Annotated in this window: 21 protein-coding genes and 1 riboswitch; of the genes, 10 read left to right on the top strand and 11 right to left on the bottom strand. The window is 66.7% G+C overall.

Annotation, left to right across the window (positions count from 1 at the left end; all coding sequences use genetic code 11):
• The first annotated feature begins 241 nt into the window (after positions 1 to 241).
• The 5 genes from G6N18_RS10760 to G6N18_RS10740 are packed head-to-tail and all read left to right on the top strand — an operon-like array spanning position 242 to position 4,887.
• Positions 242 to 2,896, top strand: a complete 2,655-nt coding sequence (locus G6N18_RS10760) for a HAMP domain-containing sensor histidine kinase (protein ID WP_083000872.1) — start codon at positions 242 to 244, stop codon at positions 2,894 to 2,896.
• The gene (locus tag G6N18_RS10755) at positions 2,893 to 3,312 is read left to right on the top strand and encodes a roadblock/LC7 domain-containing protein (protein ID WP_083000870.1); all 420 of its coding nucleotides are present in this window, start codon (positions 2,893 to 2,895) and stop codon (positions 3,310 to 3,312) included. The genes G6N18_RS10760 and G6N18_RS10755 overlap by 4 nt, the downstream gene beginning before the upstream one ends.
• Positions 3,313 to 3,319: 7 nt before the next feature.
• Positions 3,320 to 3,736, top strand: coding sequence for a DUF742 domain-containing protein (locus G6N18_RS10750; protein WP_083000869.1), 417 nt, complete (start codon positions 3,320 to 3,322; stop codon positions 3,734 to 3,736).
• Positions 3,717 to 4,319, top strand: a complete 603-nt coding sequence (locus tag G6N18_RS10745; protein ID WP_083000866.1) for a GTP-binding protein — start codon at positions 3,717 to 3,719, stop codon at positions 4,317 to 4,319. The genes G6N18_RS10750 and G6N18_RS10745 overlap by 20 nt, the downstream gene beginning before the upstream one ends.
• Complete coding sequence (locus tag G6N18_RS10740; RefSeq protein WP_234806122.1) at positions 4,312 to 4,887, top strand: pentapeptide repeat-containing protein; 576 nt, start codon at positions 4,312 to 4,314, stop codon at positions 4,885 to 4,887. The genes G6N18_RS10745 and G6N18_RS10740 overlap by 8 nt, the downstream gene beginning before the upstream one ends.
• Positions 4,888 to 4,973: 86 nt before the next feature.
• Here the strand turns inward: G6N18_RS10740 and G6N18_RS10735 are convergent, their stop codons facing one another.
• Positions 4,974 to 6,257 (bottom strand): HNH endonuclease signature motif containing protein, encoded by a 1,284-nt coding sequence (locus G6N18_RS10735; protein WP_083000863.1) that lies wholly within the window; start codon positions 6,255 to 6,257, stop codon positions 4,974 to 4,976.
• Positions 6,258 to 6,428: 171 nt separating this feature from the next.
• Between G6N18_RS10735 and G6N18_RS10730 the strand changes: the two genes are divergently transcribed.
• A complete protein-coding gene (locus tag G6N18_RS10730) occupies positions 6,429 to 7,709 on the top strand; it encodes an amidohydrolase family protein (protein ID WP_407663580.1) in 1,281 nt (426 codons plus the stop codon).
• 72 nt (positions 7,710 to 7,781) lie between these two features.
• Here G6N18_RS10730 and G6N18_RS10725 read toward each other — a convergent pair whose 3' ends face one another.
• Complete coding sequence (locus G6N18_RS10725) at positions 7,782 to 10,430, bottom strand: FHA domain-containing protein (protein ID WP_067225178.1); 2,649 nt, start codon at positions 10,428 to 10,430, stop codon at positions 7,782 to 7,784.
• Positions 10,431 to 10,568: 138 nt separating this feature from the next.
• Here G6N18_RS10725 and G6N18_RS10720 point away from each other — a divergent pair, with 138 nt between their 5' ends.
• A complete protein-coding gene (locus G6N18_RS10720; protein ID WP_133052447.1) occupies positions 10,569 to 10,985 on the top strand; it encodes a hypothetical protein in 417 nt (138 codons plus the stop codon).
• On the opposite strand, the gene G6N18_RS10715 is transcribed toward G6N18_RS10720, so the two are convergent.
• Positions 10,952 to 12,175, bottom strand: a complete 1,224-nt coding sequence (locus tag G6N18_RS10715; protein ID WP_083000860.1) for an NADH:flavin oxidoreductase — start codon at positions 12,173 to 12,175, stop codon at positions 10,952 to 10,954. The genes G6N18_RS10720 and G6N18_RS10715 overlap by 34 nt on opposite strands.
• A 28-nt stretch (positions 12,176 to 12,203) precedes the next feature.
• Between G6N18_RS10715 and G6N18_RS10710 the strand changes: the two genes are divergently transcribed.
• Both G6N18_RS10710 and G6N18_RS10705 read left to right on the top strand, forming a co-directional pair.
• On the top strand, positions 12,204 to 13,100 hold the full coding sequence (locus G6N18_RS10710) for a bifunctional methylenetetrahydrofolate dehydrogenase/methenyltetrahydrofolate cyclohydrolase (protein WP_179962392.1): 897 nt from the start codon (positions 12,204 to 12,206) through the stop codon (positions 13,098 to 13,100).
• A gap of 13 nt (positions 13,101 to 13,113) precedes the next feature.
• Complete coding sequence (locus tag G6N18_RS10705; RefSeq protein WP_083001112.1) at positions 13,114 to 13,407, top strand: DUF3017 domain-containing protein; 294 nt, start codon at positions 13,114 to 13,116, stop codon at positions 13,405 to 13,407.
• Positions 13,408 to 13,412: 5 nt separating this feature from the next.
• Here the strand turns inward: G6N18_RS10705 and G6N18_RS10700 are convergent, their stop codons facing one another.
• The 7 genes from G6N18_RS10700 to G6N18_RS10670 all read right to left on the bottom strand — a co-directional run bounded on the left by G6N18_RS10700 (position 13,413) and on the right by G6N18_RS10670 (position 21,057).
• Positions 13,413 to 14,165: a ZIP family metal transporter gene (locus tag G6N18_RS10700; protein ID WP_083001111.1), complete on the bottom strand. Its 753-nt coding sequence runs from the start codon at positions 14,163 to 14,165 to the stop codon at positions 13,413 to 13,415.
• A 99-nt stretch (positions 14,166 to 14,264) separates the two neighbouring features.
• The gene (locus tag G6N18_RS10695; RefSeq protein WP_083000856.1) at positions 14,265 to 14,891 is read right to left on the bottom strand and encodes an ATPase; all 627 of its coding nucleotides are present in this window, start codon (positions 14,889 to 14,891) and stop codon (positions 14,265 to 14,267) included.
• Entirely contained in the window at positions 14,892 to 15,248 is a 357-nt protein-coding gene (locus G6N18_RS10690; RefSeq protein ID WP_083000854.1) for a type II toxin-antitoxin system prevent-host-death family antitoxin, read from the bottom strand.
• A gap of 180 nt (positions 15,249 to 15,428) precedes the next feature.
• Positions 15,429 to 15,929 carry a SpoIIAA family protein gene (locus tag G6N18_RS10685; protein WP_083000852.1) on the bottom strand — a complete coding sequence of 167 codons (501 nt, stop codon included), beginning with the start codon at positions 15,927 to 15,929 and terminating at the stop codon, positions 15,429 to 15,431.
• A 1,912-nt stretch (positions 15,930 to 17,841) separates the two neighbouring features.
• A complete protein-coding gene (locus tag G6N18_RS10680) occupies positions 17,842 to 18,594 on the bottom strand; it encodes a class I SAM-dependent methyltransferase (protein ID WP_179962391.1) in 753 nt (250 codons plus the stop codon).
• Positions 18,581 to 19,711: a homoserine O-acetyltransferase MetX gene (gene metX / locus G6N18_RS10675; RefSeq protein ID WP_083000850.1), complete on the bottom strand. Its 1,131-nt coding sequence runs from the start codon at positions 19,709 to 19,711 to the stop codon at positions 18,581 to 18,583. Before metX ends, G6N18_RS10680 begins: the two co-directional genes overlap by 14 nt.
• Positions 19,711 to 21,057 (bottom strand): bifunctional o-acetylhomoserine/o-acetylserine sulfhydrylase, encoded by a 1,347-nt coding sequence (locus tag G6N18_RS10670; protein WP_083000848.1) that lies wholly within the window; start codon positions 21,055 to 21,057, stop codon positions 19,711 to 19,713. The genes metX and G6N18_RS10670 overlap by 1 nt, the downstream gene beginning before the upstream one ends.
• 42 nt (positions 21,058 to 21,099) lie before the next feature.
• Positions 21,100 to 21,220: riboswitch (SAM riboswitch) on the bottom strand.
• A 245-nt stretch (positions 21,221 to 21,465) separates the two neighbouring features.
• Between G6N18_RS10670 and G6N18_RS10665 the strand changes: the two genes are divergently transcribed.
• A complete protein-coding gene (locus G6N18_RS10665) occupies positions 21,466 to 23,721 on the top strand; it encodes an NADP-dependent isocitrate dehydrogenase (RefSeq protein WP_083000847.1) in 2,256 nt (751 codons plus the stop codon).
• Here the strand turns inward: G6N18_RS10665 and G6N18_RS10660 are convergent.
• Positions 23,718 to 24,563, bottom strand: a complete 846-nt coding sequence (locus G6N18_RS10660; RefSeq protein ID WP_067225186.1) for an epoxide hydrolase EphH — start codon at positions 24,561 to 24,563, stop codon at positions 23,718 to 23,720. The two genes, G6N18_RS10665 and G6N18_RS10660, sit on opposite strands and share 4 nt — an antisense overlap.
• Positions 24,564 to 24,585 lie beyond the last annotated feature (22 nt).

Raw genomic sequence — 24,585 nt, 5'->3', positions numbered from 1 at the left:
CCGCGCCCGGAGTATTTGCCGGAAATTCGCACAGCGCCTCTGAGCTGCGTTTATGAACTCTGTCTGTTCAGTAAGAATTGTGGAATCGGCTGCACATCGCTGGCATACTCGACCAATTGCCAGGGCCGGAACGTGCCCGTCGGGGGAGGGGCAATATCAGTAGGAAATCGGTGGGAAGCCTTATGAACGATGCGCCGTTACTGAATCCCGGATTGGCGGCCGGCCGCGAAGGTGCGCGTCGATGAGTGTGTTCTCCCAGCTCAAGCAGTCCGATGGCACGCTCGTCGATTTCGAACGTAAACCAGAGCCACCGGTGAAGCGGCCGTCGCGGTGGGCGCTGGCGAATTGGCCCGTCCGCTGGAAAGTGTTCGCGATCGTATTGGTGCCGCTGATTCTGGCCGGAATGTTCGGCGGTTTGCGGATCTACGGCAGCCTCACCGAGGAATCGGATCTGCGTCGTGCCGCCGAGCGCACCGAAATGGTGCCGGCCATCGAGAGCTACATGGCGGCGCTGGAAGGCGCGATGCTGGCAACATCCACCGGCGGGGACATCCAGTCCGCGCTGACCCGGTTCGACAGCAGCCGTCGGGAGCTACAGCGCCGACTGGACAGCACCGACGTCGCCCCCGACGTGCGGCAGGGCGTCACGACCATGATCGACGACGGCCAGGCGTTGGTGGACAAGGTCACCGCGAACAGCATCGGACTGCGCGACACCATTCAGGCCTACGCGTTGCTGCTGCTGCCCGCCGAAGACGCGGTCACCGGATCGGTCCGCGTCGACGACGAACGCATCCGCGCCGAGACGCTCGGGCTGTCCCGCGCGATCGGTGCCCGCGGTCAGATGACGATGCAGAAGCTCGCCCTCACCCGCGGTGCCGAGCTGCCGGAGCCCGAACTGCGGACCGCGGTGATCGCGCTCGCGGGCACCGAGCCGTCGACGCTGTTCGGGATGAGCCAGGTGCTCGGTGTGGGATCACCGGAGGCGCAGAAGCTTCAGGCCGAGTTCGTCAAGCGGATGGCTCTGATGACCAATCCGGCGGTGCCCCTTGTCAACAATCCCGAGCTGTTGGCGTCGGTGGCCGTAGCCGAACAGATCGCCCGCCAGATCATCGACCGCGTCACCACCGCGGTCACCTCCGCCGTCCAGGAGCGGGCCGACGCCCAGCGCACCACGTCGATCCGCGACGCGGCCATCGTCGGTGGGGCGATCCTGCTGGCGCTGATCATCGTGATCCTGGTGGCGCGCACGCTGGTGCGCCCGCTACGCCGACTCCGCGACAGCGCACTCAAAGTGGCCCACGATGACCTGACGAAGGAGATCGAGCGGGTCCGCGCGGGCGGCGAGGCACCTGCGATCACGCCGATTCCGGTGCACACCTCCGAAGAGGTCGGTCAGGTCGCGCACGCGGTGGATGAACTACACGAGCAGGCCGTCTTCCTGGCCGCTGAGCAATCGCGGTTGCAGTTGCAGGTCGGCGATATGTTCGAAACCCTCTCGCGCCGTAGCAGGTCGCTGGTCGACCAGCAGCTGTCGCTGATCGATCGGCTGGAACGCGACGAGGAAGATCCCGAGCGGCTGGAGAGCCTGTTCCGGTTGGACCACCTGGCCGCCCGGATGCGCCGCAACGGCGCCAACCTGCTGGTGTTGTCGGGCGCCAAGGTGCCGCGCGAACAAGCCGAACCGGTTCCGGTGTCGGCCGTCATCAACGCCGCGGCGTCCGAGGTCGAGGACTACACCCGCGTGGTGACCGCGACCGTGCCCGACAGCGAGGTCACCGGTGCGGTCGCCGGTGACCTGGTTCACCTGCTGGCCGAACTGCTCGACAACGCGCTGCGGTACTCCCCGCCGATCTCGCAGGTTCGGGTGTCGGCGGTGCACACGGCGAACGGCGGGCTGGTCATCGAGGTGAGCGACATCGGGCTGGGTATGACCGAGTCGGACTTGCGGGTCGCCAACAGCCGCCTGCAGTCCGGCGGAGAGGTCGACCCGTACACCGCGCGGCACATGGGCCTGTTCGTGGTGGGTCGTCTCGCGGCGCAGCACGGGCTGGTGGTCCGATTGCGCAGCACCGTTGCCGGCGAACCGAATTCGGGCACCACCGCGGGCGTGTACGTACCTGCCGAGCTGCTCGGACGGGCCGGCCTGCCCGATCAATTCAGCGAACCCGAGTACGCGACGCCCGCTGACGCCCACGCGGGGATCGCAACAGCGTTGGCGCTCGACGAGGATCACCGAGAGACCGGTCGTGACGACGGGCGCGCCGAATCGGAACACCTCAACGGTCACTCCGAGCTGCCGGTTTCGCTGCTGCCGCAACGCAATCCAGGCGCCAGCGGAATCGCGGGTCCCCCCGCCGCGGTGACCCCGACGCCGGTCGCCGAGCGGCCGACGGACACCTCGGAGTTCTTTTCGGCGCGGGCACAGCCGGCGAGCGACCGGACGCCGGAACCGGAACCGTCGCGCGCCGCTGCGGCCGAATCGCCGCAGACAGCCGCTTCGGACGACGCGATCTACCAGAGCATGCTCTCGGAGTGGCTGGTCGATCCGACCGAACTCGCCAACAGCGAGGACCTGAACTGGGAGTCCGTCTGGGACCACGGCTGGTCGGCCGCGGCCGCCGCCGACGAGGCCCCCGTCACCGGGGTCACCGACGAGGGCCTTCCGATGCGTGACCCCGGCGCCCGCTTGGTGCCGGGCGCCGCTGCCACCGGGGACGAGAAGGTAGCATCGGCGGCTGAGCTCGACGCTGGAGTCCGAACCTCATCCGCCGGTGGGCCGCAGCGGGACCCGGAAGCCGTTCGCGCGAGTATCAGCAGCCACTTCGGCGGGGTGCATGCCGGCCGCTCGCACGCAAGAGAGACCACCGGAAACAGAGGAACAGATACCGAATGACCAACCCGGCGCGATCGACGCAGCGCGACTCGCTCGACTGGCTGGTTTCGAGATTCGCCCGCGAAGTGTCAGGGGTGTCCCATGCCGTGCTGGTGTCCGCCGACGGTCTGTTGATGGCCGCCAGCGAGCACATCCCGACCGAACGCGCCGACCAGCTCGCCGCGGTGGCATCCGGGCTGGCCAGCCTGTCCACCGGCGCGGCGCAACTGTTCGAGGGCGGCCATGTGTTGCAGTCGGTGGTTGAGATGGAGAACGGTTACCTGCTGCTGATGCGCGTCGGTGACGGTTCGAATCTGGCCACGCTGGCGACCCGCAACTGTGACATCGGCCAGATCGGTTACGAGATGGCGGTATTGGTCGAACGGGTGGGCACCGTCGTCCAGTCCGCTCGACGGCGCGCACCTCAGCACTCGTGAGCACCAGATGGATGATCCGCACGGTTGGGATGAGACCGACGAGGTGGCCGGCAGATCGCTGTGGGAACCCGACGCGAGGGAAGAGCCGAGTCTCGTTCGGCCATACATCCTGACCGCGGGCCGCACCGACTCCCGCGTCTACCTGCCGTTGGAAGCGCCGATCGAGACCCTCGATCCGGACAAGCCCACGCGATGGCCGAGCAGCGATGTGCGGGGCCAGATCCTGACCATGTGCGTCGACCACCCCTCGGTCGCCGAGATCGCCGCGAAGTTATCCTTGCCGCTCGGCGTGGCGCGCGTGCTGATCGGGGATCTCGTCGCGCAAGGTTATGTGGCGGTGCGCGGCACCTTGACCGACTCGACCACCGTCGACGAACGACGTGAGCTGATAGGAAGGACACTGCGTGGCCTCAGGGCACTTTGAGGAGCGCCGGGCGCCGAACACGTCGGGACAGACCGCCTCTACGAAGATCGTCATCTCCGGCGGATTCGGGGCCGGCAAGACGACGTTCGTCGGTGCGGTCTCGGAGATCATGCCGCTGCGGACGGAGGCGTTGGTGACCACGGCGTCGGCGGGCCTCGACGGCCTGGAAGCCACCCCGCAGAAGAACACCACGACAGTGGCGATGGACTTCGGCCGCATCACGCTCGCCGAGGACCTGGTTCTGTACCTGTTCGGGACGCCCGGGCAGCGCCGGTTCTGGTTCATGTGGGACGACCTTGTCCGCGGCGCGATCGGCGCGATCATCCTGGTCGATGTGCGGCGCCTGCAGGACAGCTTCGCCGCGGTCGACTTCTTCGAGGCGCGCAACCTGCCGTTTCTCATCGCCGTCAACCAGTTCGACGGTGCGCCAAGGCATCCGGTCGCCGCGGTTCGCAAGGCACTGGCCCTCGCGGAGCACATCCCGGTGATCACCGTCGACGCTCGTGACCGGCGCTCCGCCAAGGCGGCGCTGATCGCGGTCACCGAGTACGCGCTCGACAGCTTGACGTCGCTGCGTGGCTGATCAGGTGAGTTCGGACGAAGAGGTCTGGAGCGAACGCGAATTCGTCGGTCACGACTTCCGCGACGACGACTTCAGCAGACTGCGCACCGAGCGGTCCCTGTTCGACGAGTGCGACTTCCGCGGTGTCGACTTCACTGAATCTGAGCACGTCGGCTCCGCATTCCGCAACTGCCGCTTCGATCGGGCGACGCTGCACCACAGCATCTTTCGGCAGTGCAGCATGCTCGGGTCGGTGTTCACCGACAGCCGGCTTCGGCCCCTGACCCTGGTCGACGTCGACCTGACGTTGGCGGTCCTCGGCGGGTGTGACTTGCGGGGAGTGGATCTGACGGGGTGCCGGTTGCGCGAGGCCGGTCTCGTCGACACCGACCTACGCAAGGCGGTACTGCGTGGTGCGGATCTGAGCGGCGCCCGCCTGCAAAACATCCGGTTGGATGAGGCCGACCTGCGCGGCGCCCGAACGGATGCCACGTTGTGGACCACCGCGAGTCTGCGCGGCGCGAAGATCGACGTCGACCAGGCCTTGGCCTATGCCGCCGCCCACGGGCTGAACATCCACGGCGAGTGAGCGGCTCTGAAATCAGCTGCGGCGGCAGCTATTTTGTGCATGTTGGCTCAATCTCTCGATGTGCCAACCTGTTTCGGTGGCCGACTTCAGTTGGGCGATGGTGGGGGTTGGGGTTCGAAGGGGTCGTACCACCACCAGTCGGCGCGTTCGCCGAGGGGTCCGCGCCAGGGTGGGACCGCGGGTGGCGGTTGGGTCGGTGGGCGGGCCAGTGATGCGTTGGTCAGTGGTTGGCCGGTGGGGTCGGTGACGGTCAGGTCGGGGGCGGGTCCGGTGATGGTGATGGCGCCGCGGTGATGGAGCCGGTGGTGATAGGGACACACCAGCACCAGGTTGTCCAGCTCGGTGGCTCCGCCGTCTTCCCAATGCACGATGTGATGGGCGTGCAGTCCGCGGGTGGCTTCGCAGCCGGGAACCACACAGGTGCGGTCGCGGTGCTCCAGGGCGCGGCGCAGCCGGCGGCTGATCTGGCGCGTCGTGCGCCCGGCGCCGATGGGTTGGCCGTTGCGTTGCAGCCACACCTCGCAGTTGGCGTCACACGACAGGTATTGGCGATCGGCATCAGAGAGCAGCGGACCCAGGTGCGGCCAGGCGGCGCGCTTGTCGAGGTCCAGATGCACGATCACCGTCGTGTGCTGCCCGTGTGGGCGCCGCGCCACCTCGGCGTCCCAGGCCGATTCCACCATGCGCAGGAACGCATCGGTCAGCGTCGGAAACGGCGGCCGGCACTGCGAGTCGCGCTGCAAATGGCGTTCGTGGTCCTCGCCGGGGGCGTCGGGTCCGTGGTCGCGGGTGTGTTCGCTGATCAACGCTTCACGATGGGACTGCAGCGCGGCGTCGACCTTGGCCGCTTCGATGTTGGGCACGGTGATCCGGTAGGTGCTGAACTGCGCGCCGGTGATCTTGGTGATCGAACGCTGCGGCTCGGGCTTGGGGTCGGGCTTGGGGCGCGGTTCGAGGCTGATCGCGGTGCGCAGCTGGTTGACCGTGGCCACCGACGCCAGCTCCGCATAATGCTCATCAGAGCCGCAAGCGGCGTGCTGGGCGATCACGCCGACCTGATCTAGCGACAACCGACCGTGCGACATCTCGGTGGTGCAGCGGGGAAACTCCTCGAACCGATCCGCGATCGCAGCGACTGTCTTGGCCGTCGCATCGGACAGCCCGAGTTTCCAGCCCACCAACGCCTTGACCGAGCGCGCCCCGGTGATCCCCCACAGGTTGTCGTGATCGAGTTCGGCGACGATCTGCACGATGCGCCCGTCAATGGCATTGCGCTGACCCGAAAGCTCTTCCAACTGCCCAAACAACACCTCCAAACGCTCGAGGCGGCTCAAATCCACCTCAACGCCAGAAGGAGCGATCGAAACCATAACCGCATCATGACAGCACCCACCGACAAATCGTGGCCGACCGACTCACTGCCTGTGAATGGCACCGGCGTCGACCCATTGCTCGAGTCCCGCAGCGATGCGGGGCGGGCAACCGCGCTCAATGCGACGAAATCCGTTGCACGGGGATCCGTTCGGGGCAAGGATGTGGCGATGACTTCTCTGGCCGCTTCCTGGGACACGATCGATCGCTACGTTGTCATCTCGACGGACACCCACGCCGGGGCCGATCTGCTCGACTACAAGCCGTATCTGACGAGTCAGTTGCACGATGATTTCGACGCGTGGGCCAACACCTATGTGAGCCCGTTCGATGATCTGGTCATCGCCACCGCACAGCGCAACTGGGACCACGCACTCCGAATGTCGGAAATGGACGCTGACGGGGTCGCGGCAGAGGTGCTGCTTCCCAACACCGTCCCGCCGTTCTTCCCCACCACCCCGAACATCACCATCACTCTGCCGCGCACCCGCGACGAATTCGAAAAGCGTTGGGCGGGTGTGCAAGCCCATAACCGCTGGCAGATCGACTTCTGTTCGCTTGCCCCGGCCAGACGCCGAGGGTTGATTCAGGTCTTCCCGAACGATGTCGACCTCGCGCTCGACGAGATCCGCTGGGGTGCCGAACAGGAGTGCTTCGGAGGCGTCCTCCTCCCGGCGGTCTCGCCGGGTGATCCGAACGTCGCACCGCTCTTCCATACCCGGTACGAACCGCTTTGGGCGCTGTGCACGGCGCTGGACCTGACGGTGGTCCAACACGCGGGGGCAGGTAGTCCGGTGATGCCGATGGATCAGCCCGCGTCGAACGCCGTGCTCGTCACCGAGATGGCGATGTGGGCGCAGCGTACGGTTTCGCACCTGATCCTCGCGGGAGTCTTCGAGCGGCATCCCGCATTGCGGTTCGTACCCACGGAGCAGGGCACTTTGTGGCTCCAGCAACAGATGATGTTGCTCGACGTCATGGTGCCCAGCATGAAATCCGAAGCGGGGAACCGAACGTACGGGATGTTCGGCGGTTCGTCCATCGACGAGCTCAAGCTGGCCCCGAGCGAGTACGCGAAGCGGAACTGCTATCTGGCGTCCGAAATCACGCCGTACGAATCCTCGATGATCGACTACATGGGTGCCGATCACCTCATGTGGGGTAGCGATTATCCGCACGAGGAAGGCTTTGCGCCCCACTCCAAGCTGGCGATCCGCTGGGCGCTACACGACCAGCCCGAGGCCGTCTGCCGAAAGATCCTGGCCGGCAACGCGGGACGCTTGTACCGGTTCGACTTGGAAGCCCTCGCGCCCGTCGGCGCCAAGATCGGGCCGACGGTCGACGAGGTGCATACACCGTTGGGGGACACCGGATACGTCGCGCCACCCGCGTTCGGGTATAGGCCCTTCGAAGGGGGACTGGCTCTCAAGCGGCTGGCCCCGGCGAGGTGAGCACACGCCGCACCGTCGAACGATGGATCGAGTTGTTCAATGCCCCCTCGCGGGGTCGCGGCGGCGCAGGGCTCAGGCGCTGCTCAGCCGAATCCGCCAGCGCACGAAAGCCGTGTAGCCGATGCAGATCAACCCGAGCATCGCCATGTCGAACAGCCATGTGCCCGCACTGTGCTCCCAGTGTCGGTCGGCCGGTGTCAACGGACCGGGGACCAGTCGGATCAGATCGATCGTCGAGGCGGAAGCGGCGAAACCCCAGCGCGCGGGCGTGAACCATGACATCTGATCCAGCACCAGCCGGTCCGTCACCGGAATCATGCCGCCCGAGAACACCAGCTGCGACATGATCGCGACCACGAGCAGCGGCATGATCTGTTCGTTGGACCTCGCCAGCGCCGAGAGCGCCAACCCGACCATCGCCGCGGCCACCGTCGTCACCGCGATGTCGACGAACAACTCGATGCTGCGGTTGCCGAGAAGGGATCCGCTGTCCACGGCGCCGGGGCCCCAACCCTTACCGATGATCGCGATCGCGGTGACGATCGCCGACTGAACGATCGCGAACAACGTGAACACGAAGATTTTCGCCAAAAGGTATGCGGTGGTAGACAATCCGACGGCCTGCTCGCGGCGGAAGATCGCCCGCTCGCCGATCAGCGCCCGGATCGTCAGCGCGGTGCCCATGAAGATGGCGCCCACGTTGAGCATGACCAGGATCTGGCCCGGCTCGTTGGGTGCCGGACCGCCCTGCATCGCGGGTACCGGCACGCCGAACCCGACGTCACCGGGCACCGAAAGCGACAGCACGCCCATGATGAACGGCAGCAGCATCAAGAACGTGAAGTAGCCGCGGTCGGACACCACCAAGCGCACTTGGCGCCGCGCGATCGTCGAGAACTGGCGCCGCACACTCGTACTGGTCGGGCTGCCGAGGTCGGACGGCTGTTCGGTCGGCGGCGGTGGAGGTGGTGGCCCGTGCTTGGAGAGGAAGCGCTGGTTGGCCGCGTCAGGATCACTGGCCACCGTGCTGAAGATGTCGGCCCAGTTGGTCGTGCCCATCGACGCGCCGATCTGGCTGGGCGAACCGTAGAAGGCGGTCTTGCCGCCGGGCGCCAGCAGCAGCACCTGGTCGCAGACGTCGAGATAGGTCAGCGAATGCGTGACGACCAGCACGACGCGGCCGGCGTCGGCCAGTTGCCGCAGCATCGTCATGACCTGGCGGTCCAGTGCGGGATCCAGACCCGACGTCGGCTCGTCGAGGATCAGCAGCGACGGGCCGGTCAACAGTTCGAGCGCCACCGAGGCGCGTTTGCGCTGACCGCCGGAGAGTTTGTCGACGCGGGTCTCCAGATGCTTGGTCATCTCGAGTTCCTCGAGCACCTGCATGACGACCTGTTCCCGGTCGGCCTTCGTGGTGTCCGGCGGCAGCCGTAGTTCCGCGGCGTACATCAGCGCCTGACGGACGGTCAGCTGGCCGTGGACGACATCGTCCTGCGGCACCATCCCGATCCGGGACCGCAGCGACGCGTACTCGGCGTGCACGTTGTGGCCCTCGAAGGTCACCGTGCCCGTCGTCGGATGCGTGTAACCGGCGACGAGGCGCGCGAACGTCGACTTGCCGGCGCCCGACGGCCCGATGACGGCCGTCAGCGTGCCGGGCCGTGCCGCGATCGAGATGTTGTGCAGCAGCGTCTTGTTGTTCTCGATGGTCCACGTGACGCCGTGCACTTCCAGGCCGCCGGTGCGGGTTGCGGCCTCGGTCTCGGTCCGGCGAACCAGCGTGCCGCCGGAGAAGACCAGGTCGATGTTGCCGATCGTGACGGTGTCGCCGTCGCGCAGCACCGCGGACTCCACCCGCGCGCCGTTGACGAACGTGCCGTTGATGCTGCGGTTGTCCTGGATCTGGGTCCCGGCAGCGGTCGGCACCAGGGTCGCGTGATGGCGCGACGCCAGCACGTCGGGCACCACGATGTCGTTGTCGGTCGCGCGGCCGATCTTGACCGCGCCGGGGATGTTGTCCGCGGGCCGAGCTCCCGGCCGCAGGATCTTGAGCATGCTCGTGGCGAGGTTGCCCTCGCTGGAGCGTGGTGCTGCGGTCGGGCCCATCATGGTCGCCGACTCGATACCCGGCGCCGACATCGGCTGCGACGCCTGCGGCGGGCGCACCGGCTGCGGGGTGCTCGGCGGAGCCGCCGCGGGCCCGCTGCTATGCGCGGGTTGTGGTGCGCTGGGATAGCGGGGCGGTGCAGGGGCGGTCGGATATGCCGGCGCAGAACGCGGCCCACCCGGTGGCGGTCCGTACGGACGTGCGGCGTGCGGTCCCGACGTCGGCGGAGGGGTCGGGGGACCACCCGCCGGCCGCTGGCTGGTGATCGGTACCGCCATGGTCGGCGTTCGGCCCACCGCACCCTGATGACGGCCGACCTCGAATGTCAGCCGTGGGCCATCGGGATTGCCGATGTTGAGAGTCTGGCCGTCCTGGATGTCGACGGTGGGCACCCGTCGGTTGTTGACGAACATCCCGTTGAGGCTGCCGTTGTCGATCGCGACCCAGCGGCCCTGGTCGAACCGCAACACGAGGTGCGCCCGGGAGATCAGCGGATGGGCGATGCGAACGTCGGCGCGGAGGTCACGGCCGATGACGACATCGTTTCCCGCCGCGAAGGTCCGGGTCGATCCGTCGTACCGAACGGTCAGCGCGGGTGGGGCGGGTCGGCTCATCGAGGCCAACTCTAACGGTAAGGGCGCTGTGCGCGGAGGCGGTCCGTGATGCCGTCGCGGATGCAAGTGACGAAAGTTTGCCGATCGTCCGGCGAGTCGCGCGCCAATGGCGTCGAATCGTGGTCACCATTGGTCATGGTGTCTCGGGCGCCTTTCGTCTGCGTCGGCATTGCCGGGCTCTGCATCGCGGCGGCGTTCCTGGCGCCGACGGTCGATGCGCAGAGCGCCATTGCCATCGACGATCGTGGGTTCGTCGACTCCGAGGCCCGCTGCGAAGCGCCTTGGGAGCCAGTGGCATTCGGCCGCACCCAGTTTGCGCTGGTGGCAATCTGCGTGCGGGGCGGGAGCCTTGAGTACCGCGGTGTCCGGATGAGCGACGGGTTGGTGTTGACCGCCGCGGCGGTCGAGAACGATGACGGGGTGTTCACCGTCGAGCACGAGGGCGCCACCTACACGTTCTCCGCGAAGGAACTGCTCGTGACTTCGGGAGACCGCGTGCTCGTCACCGAACCGATGGTGGCCTACGTCGAGCCGCGGGACGCGGCGGACGGCTGATAGTTGTCCGGCGCCCCCGTCAGCACACAATGGGTGTGGCTGTAGATCGTGGTCATGCACTTGTTGTTGTGATCGCAGATCGACCGCACCGATCTGTCGGCCTGGATGCGGTTGATCAGGTCGGGTTCTGCCAGCAGCGCGCGGCCCATCGCGACGAACTCGAACCCCTCGGCCATCGCCAGGTCCATCGTGTCGCGGTTGGTGATGCCGCCCAGCAGGATCAGCGGCAGCTTCAGCTCCGCACGAAACAGCTTGGCGTCGCGGAGCAGGAAAGCCTCGCGGTAGGGGTACTCGCGCAGGAACTTCTTACCGGTCATCCGGATGCCCCACCGGAGCGGTGGTTTGAACGCGCCGGCGAACTCCTTCACCGGGGCATCGCCACGGAACAGGTACATGGGGTTGACCAGCGAGCTGCCCGCGGTGAGCTCGATGGCGTCGAGCCCGCCGTCCTCCTCGAGCCACTTCGCGGTCTGCAGTGACTCCTCGACGCTGATACCGCCGCGCACCCCGTCGGTCATGGTGAGCTTGGCGGTCACCGCGATCGGGTTGCCCTCCTTTTCGACGGCGCGGCGCACGGCGGTGACGACGCCGCGCGCCACCTTTGCGCGGTTCTTTAGCGAGCCGCCGAATTCGTCGGTGCGCCGGTTGAGCAACGGGCTCAGGAACGAGCTGGCGAGATAGTTGTGTCCGAGGTGGATCTCGACCGCGTCGAAGCCGGACTCGATCGCCAGACGAGCGGCGTTGGCGTGCGCCTCGGTGACGTCGCGGATGTCGTCGCGGGTGGCCTTCTTGGCGAACCGCATGGACAGCGGATTGAAGAAGCGCACCGGCGCCAGCGCTTTGGCCTTGTTCGTCCGCGCGTTCGCGACCGGCCCGGCGTGACCGATCTGCGCGCTGATCGCCGCGCCCTCGGCGTGGATCGCTTCGGTCAACTTCTTTAGCCCCGGCACAGCCTCCGGACGCATCCAGATCTGCCAGCCGTCGGTGCGCCCACCGGGGGCGACCGCGCAGTACGCCACCGTCGTCATGCCGACCCCGCCTGCGGCGGGCAGCCGGTGGTAGTTGATCAAGTCGTCGGTGACGAGCGCGTTGGGCGTCGCCGCCTCGAACGTAGCCGCCTTGATGATCCGGTTGCGCAGGGTCACCGGGCCGAGCTTGGCCGGGGTGAACACATTGGGCTGGGTGTTCATATGAAAGGAGCATGCCAGACTGGGGCGCGTGGGTGCGATCACATTGGACGGCAAGGCCACGCGCGACGAGATCTTCGTCGACCTCTCCGAACGGGTCGCGGCTCTGACCGCGGCGGGACTTACGCCCGGTCTAGGCACAGTGCTGGTGGGCGACGACCCGGGCTCGCACGCCTACGTGCGCGGCAAGCACGCCGACTGCGCGAAGGTCGGCATCAACTCGATCCGGCGCGATCTGCCCGCCGACATCAGCCAAGCCAAACTCGACGAGACCATCGACGAACTCAACGCCAACCCCGAGTGCACCGGCTACATCGTGCAGTTGCCGCTGCCCAAACACCTCAACGAGAATGCCGCCCTGGAGCGGGTCGATCCGGACAAGGACGCCGACGGTCTGCATCCGACGAACCTGGGCCGGCTGGTTCTCAACGAGCCCGCGCCGCTGCCGTGCACCCCGCGGGGCATCGTGCATTTGCTGCGCCGCTACGAGGTGGAGATCGCCGGCGCGCATGTCGTCGTCATCGGGCGCGGGGTGACCGTCGGCCGCCCGCTTGGCCTGCTGCTGACCCGGCGCTCAGAGAACGCCACAGTGACCTTGTGCCACACCGCGACTCGTCATCTGCCCGAGCTCGCTCGCGAGGCCGACATCATCGTCGCCGCGGCGGGTATGCCGCACATGGTGACCGCTGAGATGGTGCGCCCGGGTGCTGCCGTCGTCGACGTCGGGGTGAGCCGCGACGAGAACGGCAAGCTCGTCGGCGACGTGCACCCCGATGTCTGGGACGTCGCCGGCCACGTGTCGCCGAACCCCGGCGGCGTCGGCCCGTTGACCCGTGCGTTCCTGCTGACCAACGTCGTCGAGCGCGCCGAGGCAGTGTTGTGGGGCCCCGCCCATGGGGCTGGGGACGCTCGCGCGAAGAGCCGGTGACATCGGCCGCGACGTGACGCCAAAAGAGTTCGCGCGCAAAGTGTTCACCGGCCAGTGGCCGTTCTGGTCGGTGGGCCTGACCTTCGTCGTCGCGTTCGTCCTGGTGGTCGCCGGCTACTGGCGGCGTGGCGCGTTGGTGATCGCGATCGGGGTCGGCGTCGCCGCGGCGCTACGGCTGGTGTTGAGCGACGACCGCGCGGGCCTGCTCGCGGTGCGCAGCCGGGGCGTCGACTTCGTCACCACCGCGACCGTCAGCGCAACGATGCTCTACATCGCCTGGACCATCGATCCGCTGGGGACGAGTTAGCGCCGCTAGGCCACCCGTTCGATCGCGAAGGCGGTCAGGAAGCCGATCGCGGTGATCACTCCGGTCAGGGTGTGCGCTTCCTCGAAGGCTTCAGGAACCATGGTGTCGGCGATCATCGCCAGGATCGCTCCGGCGGCGACTGCGGTGATCACCGCGACGAGAGCCGGCGAGGCGTTGGCCAGCAGCACATATCCCAACATTGCGGAGATACCGCTGATCACCGCGATTCCGCCCCACACTCCGAAGACGTAACGCGCAGTGCGACCGGCCTGCTTCATCCCGGCGGCGCTGGACAGCCCCTCCGGAAAGTTCGAGATGAACACCGCCGCCAGCACGGGCACTCCGACGCCCTGCCCGCCGAGCAGGGAAATGCCCAGCACCACCGACTCCGGCACACCGTCGAGCAGGGCTCCGATCGCGATCGCCGCCCCGCTGCCGCTCGCTTGCTCCTCCGTCGGTTGCCGGTCGTGTGAGCGCTTACGATGGCGCGCGCCGTGCCGGGCCAGCGCCGCGTTCGCGGCGACGTACGCAACGGCCCCGCCGAGGAAACCGATCGCGGTCGCCAACAGCCCGCCGGTGCGCTCCGCTTCGTCCATGAGGTCGAACGCCAGCGCAGAAATCAGCACACCCGCGCCGAACGCCATGACGCCCGCGACCACTCGAACCGGCACCCGTGCGGCCCAGCCGATCAGCGCACCGAGAACCAGGGCAGCGCCCGCCACCAGCCCCCACCATCCGGCTTCAAGCCATCCCGGCATGACCACCCCACTGTTCTTGGCGGGCCGATCCGAGGCGATGCCCGGGACAGCTCTGTCGTTGAGTCGTCATTGCGGTCGGTGTTCCCAGGGGCTTCCCGGTTATGCATGTAGCTTCAGCGCGGCCGCGACGATCGGCTTCGCCCATGCCGGTGTCGCCGACAGGTCCGCGGGACCGACGACCTCGCCGTGGTCCACGTGCAGCACCAGCACCGGCCGCGGCGCCTGCCCTTCGGCAGGGTCGGCGTGTGCGGAGTTGTCGTAGACCCGCAGTTCGGCGAGTACTGGCAGCAATTGCACCAGGTTCTGCCTGCTGTGTCGCCAGCGGCGCCGGATGTCGGCTTCGGGGATGTCGTGGCCGCCGGACCGCACCCGCTGCCGAACCCGCTCGACATGTGCGTCGGCGCTGGACAACCCGACGTACCAGATGCGCACTTCGATGCGTTCTGACGCCGCTTCGGACAGCAACCGGGCGATGGTGCTTCCACCGAGCGTGGTCTCCAACGCGAGATCAAGCCGTTCGTGGATCGCCCGCTCGAGGAGTCGCGTCCCCTGACGCCACGCCACGGCGTTCGCGTTGGTCTGGTCAAGCCGGGGGTTGGCCGCAATCAGTTGGCGCGCGGCCTCGTCGGGGTTGTAGTAATCACTGTCCGCCGCGCGGATCATCGCGCCGCCGATGCTGCTCTTGCCGGCGCCGTTGACGCCGGCAAGGACATAGAGCCGGGACAGTCAGCGCCGCCGTTTCGGGCGGGCCGCCTTCACCGCGGCGCGGCCCAGTTGATCCGGGTTGGCGTCGAAGGCAGCCGCCATACCCTCCTTCGCCTTCGGGCTCTGCATCCGTTCGAGAAGATCGTCGAACTGCTCCGTCAGCTCGTCGAGCGCAGGTGCGCCGGCCTTCGTCAGCGCCTCGAACTCGGCGTACGACAACAACACCGCCCTCGGCGTGTTGTGCTTGGTGATCGCCACGGCGCCTGTGCTGGTGGCCTGCTCGAAGACCGCCCCGAACTCGTTCTTGAAACGGGTGGCGGCCACGGTCGGCACGTCGACCAGTTCGCCGTCACGGTTACGGAACGTCAAAGTGGCCATATTGGACATAATAGCCCTTTTTGCCACGTTCGGCCGAAACTGAAGATATGTGCGAACTTCTCGCGACTTTTCGTGCACCACATCTTGTGTTGTGCTTACGACGATGCGTCGTCGAGGGCGCTCAGCCTAACCAATGCACGTGAGCGCCGTTTCGTTCAGTCGTGGCCGGAGGCCCTTCGATCAAGGAGCCCGATGATGGGCCTGACGGCCCTTTAGAACCTTGGAGATGACAAGCTTCCCAAGGCTCCCGAGCGCGCCGCCCACTCCGCCGATGTAGGCCTTGGTTATGTCACGAACGGAAACCTCAGCGCCTTCCGGTAGCGAGGTCAGCCACGCGACGGCGTCAGCGCGCTCAGCGTTGCCATACACCCGCACCGGGCACGGCATCCACGCTGCGATGCCGCGGGTTGGCGCCCGAACCCAGCCGATGTCGCTCACGACAGCGCAGCCGTCGAGCAGCCGCGCGTAACTCGTCCCAAGTCGGCTGTCCGCCCATAGCGCACCTGGCGTGATCCGGTCGAAGCCCGGGCCGAATTGGTAGAGGAGTCGCATCCGACTTTCTGTTCGTCGCGCCTGATCGACTAGCGGCGCGAAGACTCGCGCGTAGTCGTCTGCTGTCACCGTGCCGACGGCCTCCAGGGCCTGAATGCCAGCAGGCATTCCCGCAAGTTCCTTGAGCACAACCCAACGGTAGCCACATCGCGCCCCACACCCCACGACGTGCACGCCGGCAATCGCGCTCAAGGGCAAGCAAGAGCGGGTTCGCCTGTACTCCCCACGCTCGTAGGGTGCGCGCTGCGCCGCCAACTAGGAATAACGTGATTCGTGAGACGAACCCGTCACCGCGCTTGTGGGACAACACAATCACGCGGAAAGCAGACGTGAGTGGTGGGACGTGCCTGTCTGGACGACGAGTGTGATGACCCGTCGAAGACACCATCAACGCTGCGAGTATGCACTGAGCGTGAGACACGCTGGCCGAGGTGCACTGGGTCGCGGCACGGTTAGGAAGCGTCGGCTGGCGCAGTTAATGTCACCAACGCGGCCATCGCGCGCCGCACTGTGTCAGCGATCCTTCACATACGCATCGGTAAGGAACTTGGAACAACCCGTTCGGAAGATTCGGTCACGTGACGGCCAATTCAAGAGGTAGCTGACGCATATTTGCGCTTGGCGGGATCTATATGCCGGCGGCACGTGAAGGCTGACCCCGACGCGGCAATCGAGTTTTGAACTCCTGGCCGGTGGCATGGCTTTATCCCGAGCCAGGAGGATGACATGGGAATGTCTTCGTGGAGGCTTGGGTAGAGATTCGCCTGCTGTATCGAGCGGAGGGGTTGCCGGGCGAGGCGATCGTCGGCATTGACTGAAGCGGGTTTTCAGCGAATGCTCGCGAAACCATACGGGCGAGTTTGGCGACCTTTCGTCGGGTGTCGGATCGGCGTCGAGCCACCTCCTGAACTGTGAGGACGACACCATGAATGCTACTTTTCCCGTCGCGTTGCGCAGGTTCGTGCCGGCCGCAGTATGCGCAGTTTTCATTGCGCTGCCTGTCATCGCACTCGGATATCCGGCAACCGGGAGCGCCAGACCCAACGACGGGAGTTCGCCCGGCGAGTGGGATATCGAAAAGTATGACGTCTGCCTCAAAACGGGCAAGGCCACTTCCGCCTGCTGCGAGGAATCCGGCGGAGTGTGGAACGGAACCTTCGGCTCCCCACGATGGACCTGCGTAGCTCCGGCCGCTGCGCCGGCGAGTCAGCAGCCGCCCGCTGCTGAGGTCCCGGGCCGGGAACCGCCGGTCGTCGGTCAACAACAGCCGGGTGCAACCTTCGCGCCTGCGCCGCCGTTCAGGGGGACGCCGGTAGACCCCGCGCCATAAACCGATAGGCGAGGCTGGCACGCTCTCGCAAGGTTAACGAACTTGCAAACGGCACATTCGGCGAAACGAGCCCCGCGTACCTCGACAACCTCGAAGGCCCGCCGCATCGAACACCAGCGCCACAGAACACCCGAGATCGCCTAATCGAACGCAACACCGCCGAATCGTCGGCACGGGACTGGGACACGTTCAACGCTGAGGACGCCGGGCTGACGCGCTGCAAGCTCACGCTGCTGTGCGACGGAATGGCCGCCGATGATCTCCAGGGCCTTTCGTCGCCACGCGGCGAACGATTCTCAAACTCGAGCGTCTGCAAGGCTATGTATCTGAGTGCCAACTGCTCGAACAGGGACTCCGGGAGATCACGGGCACAAAGCTGATCATCTGGGGCACCCCGGAGCCCTACTTCGCCGCGAGACCCGCGAATGCGAGCGCACCTGCCGTCGGCGCACTACTTGTCTTGCCGGGCGCCGGACACTTTGCGGCCGAGAACGCACCGGACGCGTTGGCGAGGAGATTCACGCCTTCCTCACTCAACACCGACGGGGTAGAAACCCTGTCTCACGAACGTGGCGGATCCGCCAGCACTCCGACCATCATTCGTAAGATTCCGCCACGATCCGGCTGCTAGCTACTCGGTCCGCCAGGCTGACGTCGCTGCTACATAGTCGCGCGGCGGCGGAAGGAGAAACACATGCTCAGTTTCGGGCGTCAGGTCAGCGAAGCGCGGATACACACGGTGACGTAGGGCAGCGCCAGCCCGGTGGAGTTGGCAAGCGCCGGGTGGGTGGCCAGCAGTTCACGCACGCGGTCCAGCGTGCGGGTGCGCACTTTCTCCGGGGAGGTGATGCAGTAGCTGCGGGAAGCCACCAGATCGATGAGTGCTTGCGGGGTCAGGTAGTTGGTCCACTCGACCTGGTGACGCTCGACGGCGGTGAACGGCTCGGGCAGCGTCACGGTGGCGTTGAACGGGTCGTCCTCATGGCCGATGATGCGGCCCAGCTCCTTCACCCAGCCCAGCCGCTCGTCGCGGGTGTTCCACACCAGGCCGAGCCGGCCGCCGGGGCGCAACACCCGGGCGACTTCCTTGACCGCGCGGTCGAGATCGAACCAGTGCCAGGCCTGGGCCACCAGCACCGCGTCGACGCTGTCGTCGGGCAGCGGAATCTCCTCCGCGGTGCCCAGCAGCGCGGGCGTGTCGGGTAGCGAATTGCTCAGCAGCTCGAGCATTTCTGGGATGGGGTCGACGGCGACCACGTCGAGGCCGCGCTCGACGAGCCGGGTCGTCAGCTTGCCGGTGCCCGCCCCGAGGTCGAGCACCGTGGTGGCGCCGTCGGGCAGCAGCCAGTTGATCGCGTCGGGCGGATACGACGGCCGGCCCCGCTCGTAGGCAGCGGCTTCCGCGCCGAACGACAGCGAGCGATCCTGCTCCGAGCGGGTCACTGCGCCGTCATTCGCTGTCATTTGAGGCCAGCTCCAGCGTCTTGCGGATCAGCTTGTACACGGCGTCGGTCTCCACCAGGAAGCCGTCGTGTCCGTAGACCGACTCGACGATGTCCAGCGCGGCGCAGCCCGGCAACAACTCGGCCAGCTCCTGCTGCAGCCGCAGCGGGTAGAGCCGGTCGGACGTGATGCCGCCGACCACCGCCGGCACCTGGCACCCGCGTAGCGCGGCCTCGATGCCACCGCGGCCGCGACCGACGTCATGGCTGGAAAGCGACTCGGTGAGGGTGACGTAAGTGCCCGCGTCGAACCGCGACACCAACTTGCGGCCCTGGTGTTCCAAGTAGCTCTGCACCGCGTAGCGGCCCCCGGCCCCCGGGTCCTCGCCGTCCTGCGGATCGTTGGCGAAGCGGGTGTCGAGCTCGACCTCGCCGCGATAGGTCAGGTGGGCGAACCGGCGGGCGATCTCCATGCCGAGATCGGGGAAGCGCCCGGTGCCGTAATAGTCCCCTTCCTGCCAGTTCGGGTCGGCCTTGATCGCCGCGATCTGCGAGCTCTGGGTGCCGATCTGATCCGCGGTGGCGCGCGCGCCGACGGCGAGCACCAGTCCCGAGCGCACCTTGTCCGGGTGGCCGACCATCCACTCCAACGCCCTGGCACCGCCCATCGAGCCGCCGACGACCGCGGCGACCTCGGTGATGCCGAGCGCGTCGAGCGCGGCGATGTCGGCCTCCACCTGGTCCCGGATGGAGACCAGCGGGAAGCGCGAGCCCCACGCCTTACCGTCGGGGTGCGGTGAGCTCGGGCCGGTGGAGCCGCGGCAGCCGCCGAGCACGTTGGTCGCCACCGCGCACCAGCGGCCGGTGTCGATCGGCCCGCCCGGGCCCGCGACGCCGTCCCACCAGCCCACGGTCGGATGGTCCGGGCCCGCCGGGCCGGTGATGTGCGAGTCACCGGTCAGCGCGTGCAGCACGACGACCACGTTGTCGCGCTGCGGCGACAGTTCGCCCCAGCGCTGAACGGCAATCGACACGTTGTCGATGACCGCACCGTTCTCCAGTGTCAGCGGGCCGATGTCGATGACGCCGACCTCGCCTTCGGCGGGCAAACTCAAAGTGGTCACCTCAAAGATTGTCATCAGAATGCCACCGCGGTGATCGGATCGGTCGATTTGGCGGCGCGCAGCGGCTTGGCGGCGGCGAAGCCCTGCTCCAGGTCGGCCAGGATGTCGTCGATGCCCTCGATGCCGACCGCCAGTCGCACCAGACCCGGTGTGACGCCGGTGGCCAACTGCTCCTCCGGTGACAGCTGCGCGTGCGTGGTCGAGGCCGGATGGATCACCAGCGACCGCACATCGCCGATGTTGGCGACGTGGCTGTGCAACGTCAGCGCGTTGACGAAGGCCTTGCCCGCGTCGACGCCGCCGGCCAGCTCGAAGGCCAGCACCGCACCGGCGCCCTTGGGCGCCAGCTTCTTTCCGAGGTCGTACCACGGGGAAGAGGGCAGCCCGGCGTAGTTGACCGAGATGACATCGGAGTGCCCCTGCAGATACTCGGCCACCTTCTGCGCGTTGGCCACGTGCCGTTCGACACGCAGGCTCAGCGTTTCCAGGCCCTGCGCAACCAGGAACGCGTTGAACGGCGACGCCGCCGAACCCAGGTCGCGCAGCAGTTGTACGCGCGCCTTGAGCGCGTAGGCGGGCGCACCCAGTTCGGCGAACACCACACCGTGGTAGCTGGGATCCGGTTCGGTGAAGCCACTGAACTTGCCGTTGGTCCAGTCGAAGGTGCCGCCGTCGACGATGACCCCGGCGATCGCCGCGCCGTGCCCGCCGAGGTACTTGGTGGCCGAGTGCACGACGATGTCGGCGCCGTGGCTCAGCGGTTGGATCAGGTACGGCGTGGCGATGGTGTTGTCGACGATCAACGGCACGCCCGCGTCATGGGCGACCGCGGCGACGCTGGGGATGTCGAGCACGTCGATCTGCGGGTTGGAGATGGTCTCGGCGAAGAACGCCTTGGTGTTCGGCCGCACCGCGGCGCGCCAGGAGTCGAGATCGTCGGCGTCCTCCACGAAGCTGACCTCGATGCCGATCTTGGGCAGCGTGTAGTGGAACAGGTTGTAGGTGCCGCCGTAGAGGCGGGGGCTGGACACGATGTGGTCGCCGCTGTCGGCGAGGTTGAGGATCGCAAACGTCGACGCGGCCTGGCCGGACGCCAGGAACAGCGCCGCGACGCCGCCTTCGAGCGCGGCGATGCGCTGCTCGACGACGTCGGTCGTGGGGTTCATGATCCGGGTGTAGATGTTGCCCGGCTCGGCGAGCCCGAACAGCGCGGCGGCGTGCTCGGTGCTGTTGAACGTGTACGAGGTCGTCTGGTAGATCGGCAGCGCCCGCGCGTTGGTGGCCGCGTCGGGGACTTGGCCGGCATGGACCTGTTTGGTCTCGAACGACCATTTTGCGGTCGGGTCTTCTGGCGCGCTCATGCGGAACGGACCTCCATCTGTGTCTGGGGGCCCGTCATGACGGACCCGCGCTTGCCGGCAGCCGCTTTAGCGGTTACTCAACCTGGTCATCACCCGGGGCACCCCACCGCGGTTGGAGGGTTGCCGACCAGCAAGCCGGGGCTTGTCGCTGGCACTCATGACCGGACAGAAGCGTATCGCATTTCTCGTGGGGCGTGCCAGCGGGCGGACGCTCGACGCCTCCACCGCCCTGTGCTCGCGAGACGTACACCAGGGTCGGCGGCAAAGCTACTGGTTGGTAGCTAATTCTCGGCCGTTGGGCGGGCACCCCCTGGCTCACACGTAGCGTCATGTCCGAGGCAATACTGGTAGTCGACGCGACACCGACAATCCTCGAACCGACCGCAACCGACGCCGGGAGAACACCGAATGACTGCCGAGCAGCCGACCATCATCTACACGCTGACCGACGAGGCGCCGCTGCTGGCGACCTACGCGTTCCTGCCGATCGTTCGCACGTTCACCGAACCGGCCGGCATCAACGTCGAGACAAGCGACATCTCGGTGGCGGCGCGCATCCTCGCCGAGTTCTCCGACCGGCTGACCGAAGAGCAGCGCGTCCCCGACAACCTTGCCCGGTTGGGGGAGCTGACTGCGCAACCGGACACCAACATCATAAAGCTGCCGAACATCAGCGCTTCGGTGCCTCAGCTGCTGGCCGCGATCAAGGAGTTGAAGGGCAAGGGCTACGACCTGCCGGACTACCCCGGTGAGCCGAAGACCGACGAGGAGAAGAAGATCAAGGATCGCTACGCCAAGATCCTCGGCAGCGCGGTGAACCCGGTTCTGCGGCAAGGTAATTCGGACCGTCGCGCGCCGAAGGCCGTCAAGGAGTACGCGCGCAAGCATCCGCACAGCATGGGGGAGTGGTCGCAGGCGTCGCGCACTCACGTGGCCACCATGAAGCGCGGCGACTTCTACCACGGCGAGAAGTCGATGACGCTCGACAAGGACCGCAAGGTCAAGATGGTGCTCGAGACCAAAAGCGGCGAGACGCTGGTCCTCAAGCCGGAAGTGGCGCTCGACGACGGCGACATCATCGACAGCATGTTCATGAGCAAAAAGGCGTTGTGCGAGTTCTTCGAGGAACAGATCGAGGACGCCTACAAGACCGGCGTGATGTTCTCGCTGCACGTCAAGGCCACCATGATGAAGGTGTCGCACCCGATCGTGTTCGGGCACGCGGTCAAGGTCTTCTACAAGGAGGCGTTCGCCAAGCACCAGAAGGTGCTCGACGAACTCGGGGTCAACGTCAACAACGGAATGTCGGATCTGTACGACAAGATCCAGTCGCTGCCGGCATCGCAACGCGAAGAGATCGTCCAGGACATCCATGCCGTGCACGAGCACCGGCCGGAACTGGCCATGGTCGACTCGGCCCGCGGCATCACCAACTTCCACTCGCCCAGCGACGTGATCGTCGACGCGTCGATGCCGGCCATGATCCGGCTCGGCGGAAAGATGTACGGCGCGGACGGGCGCACCAAGGACACCAAGGCGGTCAATCCGGAATCCACCTTCAGCCGCATCTATCAGGAGATGGTGAACTTCTGTAAGACCCATGGGCAGTTCGATCCCACGACCATGGGCACGGTTCCGAACGTCGGGTTGATGGCGCAGAAGGCCGAGGAGTACGGCAGCCACGACAAGACCTTCGAGATTCCCGAGGACGGGGTCGCCAACATCGTCGACATCGACACCGGCGAGGTACTACTGACGCAGAAGGTCGAGACCGGCGACATCTGGCGGATGCCCGTCGTCAAGGACGCCGCGATCCGGGACTGGGTCAAGCTGGCCGTCACGCGGGCCCGGGCCTCGGACATGACCGCCTTGTTCTGGCTCGACACCGAGCGTCCGCACGAGGTCGAATTGCGCAAGAAGGTCAAGGAGTACCTGAACGAGCACGACACCGAGGGCCTGAAGATCCAGATCATGCCGCAGGTGTGGGCGATGCGGTACACGCTGGAGCGGTTGATCCGCGGCCAGGACACGATCGCCGTGACCGGCAACATCCTGCGCGACTATCTGACCGACCTGTTCCCCATCCTCGAGTTGGGCACCAGCGCCAAGATGCTCTCGATCGTGCCGCTGATGGCCGGTGGCGGCATGTACGAGACCGGCGCGGGCGGTTCGGCCCCCAAGCACGTCCACCAGCTGGTCGAGGAGAACCACCTGCGCTGGGACTCGCTCGGTGAATTCCTCGCGCTCGGCGCGTGTTTCGAGGACATCGGCCGCAAGACCGACAACAAGCGCGCCGTGTTGCTGGGCAAGACGCTCGACTCGGCGATCGGAAAGCTGTTGGACAACAACAAGAGCCCGTCACGCAAGACCGGCGAGCTGGACAACCGGGGCAGCCAGTTCTACCTCGCCATGTACTGGGCGCAGGAACTCGCCGAGCAGACCGACGACAAGGAACTGGCCGATCACTTCGCCGGGCTCGCCAAGACGCTTGGCGAGAACGAGGACGCCATCATCACCGAACTCGCCGAGGTGCAAGGTGATTCGGTCGACATCGGCGGTTACTACTACCCGGACCGCGAGAAGACCACGGCGGTGATGCGGCCGAGCAAGACGCTGAACTCGGTGCTGGAAGGCGCGACTGTTCAGCCGGTGACGGAGGCTTAGCCGCCGAGCGCTTCCCTGGGTTGCGGTGTCGCGTACCGGTCGACGAACTCGAGGATCACGTCGGCGACCCGTTGTGGCGCCTCGAACATCGGGATGTGCCCGACACCGTCGAGGTGGGTGACCTCTGTGCTCGACGGTAGGTGCGTGCTGAAATGGCGGGTGAACCGCGGATGCGGCAGCACCCGATCCTTCTCGCAGATCACCAGGTGTGTCGGCGCTTTGCCTTCGGCCAGTTCCAGAAGGCCCGGCATCAACAGCGCCTTCACCAAAAGCTGGTAGTACGCCGGGCAGTGCGAGACGTCGTCGATGATGTCGCGCACGTCCTCGTCGGACAGGCCGTCCACCGTGGCGCTGACCGCGGGGTACGTCAGATGCCGGGTGATCGGCAGCTTCAGTACCCGCTCTTTGAGCGCCAGCGCCACCAGCCAGATCGGCAGGCCCGCGAGAAACTTACCGACGATCTCGAACTTCGCGGGCGTGAAGTGCTTCCAGCCGCCGGCGGGGGCGATGCCGGTCAGCGTGCGGGCGCGGCCGCGGCGCTCGAGTTCAAAAGCCACCCAGCCGCCCAGCGAGTTGCCGACGATGTGCGCGGTGTCCCAGCCGAGCGCGTCGAGCCTGCGCTCGACGTCGTCGGCCAGCGAGGCGGAGTCGAGGAAGAAGGGGCCCTTGCCGCCGCCGTTGTGGCCGAGCATGGTTGGTGCGAACACCTCGTACCGGCCGGTGTCGGCAATCAGCGGGGCGACTTTCTTCCACACGTTCTGCGACATCATGAACGGGTGTAGCAACAGCATTGGCTCGCCGGAGCCGACGTGGAGTGGGTCGCGTGGCAACTTTCTAGGCATCAGCCCGACATTAAGGTGATAC

The organism is Mycolicibacterium celeriflavum (genome assembly GCF_010731795.1).
Classification (GTDB): Bacteria; Actinomycetota; Actinomycetes; order Mycobacteriales; family Mycobacteriaceae; genus Mycobacterium; species Mycobacterium celeriflavum.
Note: the sequence above shows the minus strand (reverse complement) of the source record. Positions and strands in the feature narration are given on the sequence as shown.

Coding starts and splice junctions, on each gene's coding strand:
- G6N18_RS10760 (WP_083000872.1), top strand. CDS start 242: ATGAGTGTGTTCTCCCAGCTCAAGCAGTCCGATGGCACGCTCGTCGAT.
- G6N18_RS10755 (WP_083000870.1), top strand. CDS start 2,893: ATGACCAACCCGGCGCGATCGACGCAGCGCGACTCGCTCGACTGGCTG.
- G6N18_RS10750 (WP_083000869.1), top strand. CDS start 3,320: ATGGATGATCCGCACGGTTGGGATGAGACCGACGAGGTGGCCGGCAGA.
- G6N18_RS10735 (WP_083000863.1), bottom strand. CDS start 6,257: ATGGTTTCGATCGCTCCTTCTGGCGTTGAGGTGGATTTGAGCCGCCTC.
- G6N18_RS10730 (WP_407663580.1), top strand. CDS start 6,429: ATGACTTCTCTGGCCGCTTCCTGGGACACGATCGATCGCTACGTTGTC.
- G6N18_RS10725 (WP_067225178.1), bottom strand. CDS start 10,430: ATGAGCCGACCCGCCCCACCCGCGCTGACCGTTCGGTACGACGGATCG.
- G6N18_RS10715 (WP_083000860.1), bottom strand. CDS start 12,175: ATGAACACCCAGCCCAATGTGTTCACCCCGGCCAAGCTCGGCCCGGTG.
- G6N18_RS10700 (WP_083001111.1), bottom strand. CDS start 14,165: ATGCCGGGATGGCTTGAAGCCGGATGGTGGGGGCTGGTGGCGGGCGCT.
- G6N18_RS10690 (WP_083000854.1), bottom strand. CDS start 15,248: ATGGCCACTTTGACGTTCCGTAACCGTGACGGCGAACTGGTCGACGTG.
- G6N18_RS10680 (WP_179962391.1), bottom strand. CDS start 18,594: ATGACAGCGAATGACGGCGCAGTGACCCGCTCGGAGCAGGATCGCTCG.
- metX (WP_083000850.1), bottom strand. CDS start 19,711: ATGACAATCTTTGAGGTGACCACTTTGAGTTTGCCCGCCGAAGGCGAG.
- G6N18_RS10670 (WP_083000848.1), bottom strand. CDS start 21,057: ATGAGCGCGCCAGAAGACCCGACCGCAAAATGGTCGTTCGAGACCAAA.
- G6N18_RS10665 (WP_083000847.1), top strand. CDS start 21,466: ATGACTGCCGAGCAGCCGACCATCATCTACACGCTGACCGACGAGGCG.
- G6N18_RS10660 (WP_067225186.1), bottom strand. CDS start 24,563: ATGCCTAGAAAGTTGCCACGCGACCCACTCCACGTCGGCTCCGGCGAG.